Origin of the sequence: Streptomyces sp. YS415 (genome assembly GCF_023544665.1) — a bacterium.
Classification (GTDB): domain Bacteria; phylum Actinomycetota; class Actinomycetes; order Streptomycetales; family Streptomycetaceae; genus Streptomyces.
Genome location: NZ_JAMJFL010000070.1, coordinates 1 through 5,717, shown reverse-complemented (window position 1 = coordinate 5,717; position 5,717 = coordinate 1). Strand labels below are relative to the sequence as shown.

At 67.5% G+C, this 5,717-nt stretch carries 1 pseudogene; it reads left to right on the top strand.

From position 1 onward, the window contains the following. A pseudogene (locus M8H82_RS36215) lies at positions 1-5,717 on the top strand (hypothetical protein); the annotation flags it as partial.

The following is a 5,717-nucleotide window of genomic DNA, read 5'->3' as shown; positions in this document are numbered from 1 at the left end:
GCACCACCACCACCGCCCCAGACACCACCAGCACCCCCAACCCACTCGACTCAAACCCGCTCGACACCAACATCGCCACCCCCTCCACCACGCAGGACCAGCGCTCCGCCCCCCACCCCAGTGCCAGCCCCGCTGCCGCCGACTGGCACACCTCACGCAACGCCGCCGCACCCACCCACCATCACCACACCCTGACCATCCTCGACCCCGCCTCCCACCCCCTCGACGAACAGACCACCCACACCACCACCGACTCCCACCTCGAAATCCGCCGCTTCACCCACCACGACCAGCCCTACACCGACGTCACCCTTCACCTGAACATCACCCACCCCCGCGACATCACCCCCCAAGACCTCGCACACGCCTGGCAGCAACTCCACCAAGGCGTCGAGCAGTTCAACAACGCCCGCCACCGCACCCCAGCCGGCGACCACCTCCACCTCACCGTCACCGACGCCACGACCCTGCCCACGCCTCCCCGCCACCAACAGCACATCACCCTCACCCGCAAGACCGAGGAAACGACCCCCACCACCTGGCACACCGAGGCGGACGCCGAAGACCACCACCACAACCTCGCCCGACTCCTCGGCATCACCCTCAGCCACGAAACCAACCAAGCCCTCGCTTACCACCCCGACACCCTCCCCGCCTACACCACCCCGCCCCCACCCGCAGCCCTCCCCACCACAACCACCGGCCCCCGCACACCCACCCCGCTCACCAACCAAGACCTCGCACTCCTGGTCTCAAGCGCCAACAAAGAACTGCTGAATCTGAAACACCTCACACTCGAACCGGTTGACCACGAAAATGTGCGAAAACTCCACGACCTACTCGTCGCACGCGGAGACATCGGAGCCAGGGAACCCCTCGCCGAACGCGGCTACAACATCGCCCAGTACCTGAAGTTCGGCACCATCCCACGCCTACGCGGAGGCGCCCCAACCGAACCCACCGCACCCCACCCCACCGGCGAACCCTCGCACGCAGGACCGGTCGAGCCACCTCCTCCCTACCGCAAAGCCGACAAACTCTCCTTGGCCGGCTACCTGTTCAGCGATGCCGTCATGGGCATATCGCCGGACACCATGAACAGACTCCTCCGGTACGAGTGGTTCGCCAAAGAGGATCTGAAAAATCTCATCGCTGAATTCGCAGTTCCTTATGAGCGCAGAGAGGCGCTGGCTGAATGGGTGGATTCCATAGGCCACGTCCCCAACGACCTCTCCACTTTGGCGGCCTCTTACAACGTCATCCCAAAATATGTGTTCACTCTTTCGTTCGGCATGCGTGTCGCCCCTCAGCATCTGCTCGAGGTGATGTCCCGTAGCCCGAGAATCACCTATCAGCAATGGAGTGAAAGACTGACGGAGCTGTATCACCTGATAAGAAGCGCGTACCCGGAAAGTTCTGCTCGCAACAACGCACGCGGCCACGCCTGGCTGTTCTCGATCGCCGCCAAGTACGAACTGAACTGGGAACAGTTCAAGAACCTGATCGCCCTGCTCGGCGGGGCGGGCGGAGAGGGCGGCTCCGTAACCGTGTTGACACGGATCGACGACGAATCGATCCGAGGCGGGGCGATGGGCGTGCGGCAGCCCGACTACCGGCCGCCGGCCGCAGCTCCCTACGTCAAACCCAGGCTCGGCCCCGGCACCGCCAGCGGCACAACACCCCTGGCCGAGACCCCCCGGCCGTCAAACATGACCTCGAGTGCGTCCGGAGACACGGCCGCACTCCACAACGTTCAGCCGCCGACCGGAACTGGTTCCTCCTCCACCTCCCAGGCAGTCCCGTCCCACCGGCCACCAGCAGCCCTCGACAAGCCACTCCCTCCCCTCCCCCACGAGCCCGAGACTCCCCCCACACCGGTCGCTCCCCCGCGCCCGCAAGGCGAATCACCGGCCGGCCCGTCCACCGCCCCCGGTGACTGGCAGGCAGCACGCAACGCCGCGCCCCCCATCCGCCACCAGCACACCTTCACCATGCCCGGCCCCCATTTCACCCCCCTCAACGACGACAACCCCTCCAGCGCCCTCACCGTCCACTCCCCCCTCGAAATCCGCCGCTTCACCCACCAGGGCGAGCCAGTCACCGAGATCACCCTCCAGTTCCACATCACCCGCCCCGCCGACGTCACCCCCGACCACCTCCAGCAGACCTGGAGCAACCTCCACGCGGCTGCCGCACAGTTCAACAACGCCGCCTACCGCACCCCCGCCGGCGACCGCCTCCACCTCACCGTCGAAGCCACCGAGACCACCCACACCCCCGCCGGAACCGTCACACCTCACCATCGCATCACCCTCACCTCCCGCACCGAAGACACCACCGCCACCACCTGGCACACCGACACCACCATCGACGATCACCACCACAACCTCGCCCAGCTCATCGGCCTCACCCTTGACCACGACGGCCACCACGCCCTCGCCTACCACCCCGACATCACCGACGTCCTCACCACCACCCCCACACCCGCCAACACCACCTCCCCATCCCTACGGCGACGACCCGCCATCAGCAGACGAACCGCCACCACAACGCGCCCGCAGATCCGGCGCCGACCCGTCCCGCCACCACAGGACACCACCGCAGACACCCCGGACTCATCAGTCCCTACAGACGCCACCACCCCCGCTGCAGACCTCACCACCCTCGACGGCCACGGCGTCTCCGCAGTGCTCACCTCCACCACGGACACCACCACCCCCGCGGTGGACCTCAGCACCCTCGGCGGCGAAGACCTCGCACGCTCGCTCAGCCCCACCACGCCCCTCCAGGACTCCGGCGCCGTACACACGAGCGCACTCTCCACCCAAGACCTCGCCCTGATGTTCACGGACGTGCGCAGGGAGCTGAACGCGATACAGGGCGGGGATCTCGTACCGGACAGCCTGGAAGCCCTGCGCGACCTGCACGACAGGCTTCTTGCACAGGGACACGTCTCGGGCAGGGACCCACTCTCGCGGCGCGGTTACGACATCGCCCAGCACCTGCGGTTCGGCACGATTCCACGCCTGCGCGGAGGCGCCCCCGTCGAACCCACCACCCCCCAGGAGACGGGCGGACCGTCCAGCGCCGGACCGAACGAGCCCCCTCCCTCCTACCGGGAGGCACCCGAACTCGCCACCACACGCCTCTGGTCCAGCGAGACGCTTCAGGGCATATCACCGGAAACCAGGCAGAGGCTCCTCAGGTACGAGTGGTTCGACCAGAACGCCTTGGAGAAGCTCATGCGCGACTACGCGGTCGCGCCCGAGCGGGGCGAACTGCTGGCTCAATGGGTGGAGGTCATCGGGCGTGTCCCCACGGACATCGACGCGCTGGCGAAGTCGCACCCGAACCTCCTCCAAGCACCCGAGCTTCTCGGCCTCTCCCTCGCGCTGGGCGCCGATCCACGCCACCTGATAGCGACGATGAGCAGGTCCGAGAGGCGTGCGTACGAGGAGTGGCACTACATCCTGAGGCAGATGCAGGTTTCCATGGCACGGGCCTGGCCGGACCCACGCACATCAGCGTGGATAGCGGCCGTCAGCGCTGAACACGGCCTGAACATGGCTCAGCTCAACGGTCTGACGATCGCACTCAAAGAAGCCAACGTCAGACCCTTCACACCCGTGGACAACGACCTCATTCGGGAAGCCGCGGACATGGCCAAGGGGCACAGGCCCGCCGACTTCCCTCCCCCCGCGCCGCATCACGCCTCCTCCTCAGCCGCGCGGGATGCCGGCTCCAGGCATCCGCAGATCCTCTCCGACGAGGACCTGGCCCTGCTGGTCACCAGCGTCAACTGGGATCTGGTGGGACACGAGAAGCTCAGGGCGGAGGACGGGGACACCGTACGCAGCCTGCACGACGAACTGCTGTGGCACGGGCACATCCTGCCCGGTCACTCCCTCGCCGAGCGCGCCCGGGACATCGCCCGGCGCCTGGAGGCAACGGAACCGGTCGACACCGGCACCGAACCGGGTGACGCTCTTCCTCCCTACCGGAAAGCGGCCAAGCTCACCGTCTCGGATTACCTGCTCAGTCACCTCCGGCTGGGCATCTCCCCGAAGGCCTTGAAGAGGCTCCTCAAGTACGAGTGGTTCGACGAGAAGACGTTGAAGAAATTCTTTACCGACTTCGGGATTGAACGTGGGGAGAGAGACGGGTATGTCCACTGGATAGAGACCCTGGGCCGCATTCCCACCGACATCGCTCTCTCGACGAACTCGTACAGGAACATCGAACCGAGGGAACTTCTTCACCTTTCCCACCTGATCGCGGCGGATCCGCGCGATGTGACACAAGTGATGACCCGGTCCGGGATGCCCACTCACGCATGGGGCTCAACGCTGATCAGCCTGGCTCATCACATATCAGCCGTGTATCCCGCCGCCTCTCTCGCCGCCCACCCGCGCGGCCAGGCGTGGCTCTTCTCGATCGCCGGCAGGTACGGACTGGACCTGGAGCAGCTCAAGGACCTGGCACAGATTCTGGGCACGGGACCCCTGACAGGGTCCGTCGCCGTACTCACGAGGATCGACGACGCAACCGTTCGTGAGGCGGTGCAGAAGGTGAAGCAGCCCGCGAGCAGTACGCCTCCCGCCGCTCTTCCCCGGTCGGCCGAGCCCGTCCCCACGCCGCCCGCCCCCAACCACGCCGGGACCTCCTCACCGGTCGGCCCGTCCACCGCACCCGAGGGGGGGCAGGAGACACGCGACGCGGCCACCCAACCGTCAGAACAACGGCCCGTCATACGCAGAAGGCCCGTCCCCGCCCCCTCAGCCGACCGGGCGATCCGCCGCAAGCCCGTTCCTCCCCCGCAGGACACCACCCCGCTCCCACCGGCCACACCCCCGGCGGCCCGCACCGTCACCGGCCCCTTGGACCCCATCTCCGACCAGGACCTCGCGCTGCTGCTCCCGGACGTGAACAGCAGACTGCGCTCTCCCGACGACCGCCTCAAGCCGGACGACCTGGAAAGCCTGCGCACCGTGCACAACCTGCTCCTCGACGACGAAGGAATACTCGGCTCCGACAACCTCAGGCAACGCGCCGTCAAGATCGCCGATTACCTGACGTCCGACGAGATCCCGCGGCTGCGCGGAGGCGCCCCGACGAGCCCCGGCTCCCCGCCACAGACCGGCGAACCGTCCCGCAGCGGCGACGGCTGGCCCGCGGCACGGGACGCCGCCGCCCCCCTCCTCCACCGGCACACCTTCACCACGCTCTCCGCCGACTTCACCCCCTCCCCCACAGACGGCCCCTCCACCGAAGACAGCGCCACCGACACCCTCACCGTCCACTCCCCCCTGGAGATCCGCCGCTTCACCCACGACGGCGAACCGGTCACCGACGTCACGCTCCATCTCGAGATCACCACCGCTCCCGGCGTCACCCCCGAGCAGCTCGAAGGCGTCTGGACGAAGCTCCGCGCCGCGGCCGCGCAGCTCAACGACTACGCCCACCGCACTCCCGCCGGTGACCGCCTCCACCTCACCCTCACCGACGCGACCGCCCTCCCCCCGTCCGGGCCTCGTCACGTCATCACCCTGACCGGCGACCTACGCGACACCAATGCCACCACCTGGCACACGAGCGCCACCGTCGACGACCACCACGACACACTCGCCCTGTTCACCGGGCTCACCCTCAGCCACGACGACCGACGCGCTCTCGCCTACGCCCCCGACGTCGTCGACGCTTTCACCACCCCGCCCCGC